The organism is Agrobacterium sp. MCAB5, assembly GCF_052114365.1.
Lineage (GTDB): Bacteria > Pseudomonadota > Alphaproteobacteria > Rhizobiales > Rhizobiaceae > Agrobacterium > Agrobacterium tumefaciens.
The window spans coordinates 1-3,036 of record NZ_JBFREP010000027.1 but is presented as its reverse complement, the minus strand read 5'-3'; the positions used below and the strand labels follow the sequence as shown (position 1 = coordinate 3,036).

The following is a 3,036-nucleotide window of genomic DNA, read 5'->3' as shown; positions in this document are numbered from 1 at the left end:
GCGTTCTGGCCCTGTAATATGCTCGATCGCATGACGCTGTTCGTCCGACAATCCCGCTGACGGATCGCTCGCAGCCGACGTTCTGCCGGAGCTTCTCCGAATAGCGTTATCCTGCTTCTCCATTGCACGCTCGACATGGCGAGGATCAACGCCATGGGACTGCGCCTGATGCAGCCGTTCCGCCGATCGCGCCATGCCAAGTTCCAGATCGATCATGTCTCGTGTCGAATAGCGCGCTTTGGACACTTCGCCTGTCTCGGCATCGATGCGCTCAGCCTGAAGTTCCACGAGCGCTGGTGATGCCATGACAGCCGCAAAGGCGTTCTGGAATGTCTGTGCGTCATCGTTGATGTAGCGATGCAAGGTTTTGGCGATATCGTGGCGATCGAACACGCTCTTCTCATGGCTGATCAGTGTCAGAACCTGTTCGGGTTTTTGGCGGATCAGTTCGGCATTTTGCCGTGCTGCCTCGTCATCCAGTCGCCCGCGCTCGACGGTCATTCCTTGTTGCTGCATCTGCGACGCATGCACGCCCATATGCTCGGTCGGCGATAACTCAAGACCGCGCTCAATATGCGAGCGATGATCGATGCGAACATCCAGACCTTCGCGTTGAAGCTGACGGTTGGCGATGCCTTCCCATGATTGCCGGATATCGCGAAGCTGCATGTCGGTTGTCGCCATGCCATTTGCCAGCAGCCGTGCGTTCTTGTGCTCAAGAACAGTTTTATCGCCAAGGCCGGCTTTGCCAACCTGTCGCGTCGTCATCAGCACATGCGCATGGTRGTTCCTGATATCTCCATGCTCACTYGGCGAATGGATTGCAAAATCCACGGCCGCGCCATAGCGGTTTGCCAGATCCTGAGCAAAGGCGCGTGCAGCCTTCAGTCGCCCTTCTGGCGAAAGCTCATGCGGAAGCGCGATTTCGAATTCGCGCGCGACACGGGCATCCTTGCGCTTTTCTGCAAACTCGGCAGCGTTCCACAACGTCGAGCGATCCAAAGCCCAGTCGGCAGGCACGCCTTGCGGCAGCACGATCTCACTATGCTCGACACCCTCTTTGCGGGTGAAGTCATGCACAAGGCCATCGCGTTGATTGACGAGAAGAACCGCGCAACGGTAGGCGGCGGATGCGACAGCGCTGCGACCGGATGACCGCGAGACAGGTTTCGTGCTGAGATGATAAATCGCCAAACGAAATCTCCGATACGCAAACGGGGAGACCAAACGCTAAAACGCGCCGCAAGTCGTAAGTGCGCCCTTGTCTGTTTACCGGTGGCGACGCTAGCAACATCGAAGAGTGATTTCGACTACTAAAAGTAGTAGTCGCCAAGTGGCAATTGCTCGTGTTTGAATAGGGACACAATCGCGTCAATCAGGGGAGGGCGATAGGCGCAGGTCGATCGCACGACGGATCAGGGACAGAGGACAAGGGATAAGCGAGCTGGAAGATTGGAGGAAGACATCGCAGGCGCGGCTCGACATAGAGGAGCGCGCGCAGGCAACCCACCGGAAGAATTTGCGTGCAGGAGACAGGCATTTGATTGGCGGCTGCCAAAAATCTGAGTTTCAAAGAAGTTTACAATGGACCATACAGGATACCGTCCAGAAACGGAGCAGACATGAAGACCAGCCTTGAACATTTGCCGGAACGAAAGCAACGCGAGCTTGCGCGCGTCGTCGGAATTATCCAGGAAGAGTTTGCTGATCTGGTGGAACGCTCGAAGTCTGACGCCAAGAAGGATGGACGGATTTTCAAAATCATTCTGTTCGGTTCTTACGCGCGTGGCACCTGGGTGGATGAACCGCATACGTCGAAAGGCTATCGCTCGGATTTCGATATCCTCGTCATCGTCAGCAACAAGGAACTTGCCGATCCCAAATATTGGGACAAGACAACAGACCGGCTGATGTGGGACAAGGAGATCGAGACACCCGTGGGGCTTATCGTGCATGGCGCTCGCGAGATCAGCAATTTTTTGCATGATGGCCAGTACTTCTTCGTCGACCTCGCCCGCGAAGGTGTTGTTCTTTACGAACTCGACGACAGGCCGCTCGCCGAGGCGAAACAGCTCAGCCCAGCCGATGCAATCAGGGTGGCCGAGGAGCATTTTAAAAAGCAGTTTAGGAACGCAGTCGATTTTCTGAAAGGTTCGAAATTCTTTGTGCAGGAAGAAAACGTCAACCTCGCAACATTCAATCTCCACCAATCAGTTGAAACAGCCTACTCCTGCTATCTGCTGACGCACACAAATTACACGCCGGCCTCACATAACCTCAAATTCCTGCGTGGACTTTCAGAGGATAGGGATCGCCGTCTGATCGACATCTGGCCGCGCGATCGTCAGCGATTTACCACATGGTACAACATCCTGAATGAGGCCTACGTCAAGGCACGCTATTCGAAGCGTTTCGAGGTTTCCGAAGAGGCGCTCACCTGGCTTCAGGAGCGSACCGCGGAACTTCAYAAGCTGGTTGAGACGCTTTGCCGCGAGCACATCRAAAAGCTCGAACAGGCCGCGGGAYAAGCCGCAAATTCCAGCGACTGAGCGTCACCGGTGGYMTAAGAATCCTGAGCTCAGGKARCAGCCACCGCAGCGTCATGAACCCTATGGTCAAACCTRCTCTCACAATCGCTATGTCGAYCTCCTCATAGAAACTGGTCTGTCTTCCAGGAGCAAAGCCGCGGTCAACAGCGGCAGTTCCGGTGCGACCGCAATCGAAAGGAACAATCGTGGCAAGGAAAACAATCGAACAGCGCCTGGCTGAACTGGATGCGCAACGTTCCGCCCTCAAGGCCCGTCTCTCGAAAACCGAGCGCAACAACGATATGCGCCGCAAGGTCCTGATCGGCTCGCTCGTTCTGCATCACCTGGAGACCGCGAATGATCAGGAGTTTAAGCAACAGCTCGATGACTGGCTGCGCCGCGAACTGCCGGGCTTTCTGAAGCGTGACAATGACAAGGCGCTGTTTGCCGATCTGATCGGACAAGGACTGACGGGCACAGCAGAGAATGGCGACAGCGGGCAGGGCGC

Annotated in this window: 3 protein-coding genes; 2 read left to right on the top strand and 1 reads right to left on the bottom strand. The window is 55.7% G+C overall.

Annotated elements, in window-relative coordinates; translation table 11 throughout:
- Nucleotides 1–1,194 (bottom strand): MobQ family relaxase (gene mobQ / locus AB4Z23_RS26985; RefSeq protein WP_441361121.1); only part of this gene is annotated, 1,194 nt, incomplete at its 3' end.
- Between the two features lie 428 nt (nucleotides 1,195–1,622).
- Here mobQ and AB4Z23_RS26980 point away from each other — a divergent pair.
- Both AB4Z23_RS26980 and AB4Z23_RS26975 read left to right on the top strand, forming a co-directional pair.
- Nucleotides 1,623–2,549: a nucleotidyltransferase and HEPN domain-containing protein gene (locus AB4Z23_RS26980; protein WP_441361120.1), complete on the top strand. Its 927-nt coding sequence runs from the start codon at nucleotides 1,623–1,625 to the stop codon at nucleotides 2,547–2,549.
- A gap of 185 nt (nucleotides 2,550–2,734) precedes the next feature.
- A partial coding sequence (locus tag AB4Z23_RS26975; RefSeq protein ID WP_441361119.1) for a mobilization protein occupies nucleotides 2,735–3,036 on the top strand: 302 nt, incomplete at its 3' end.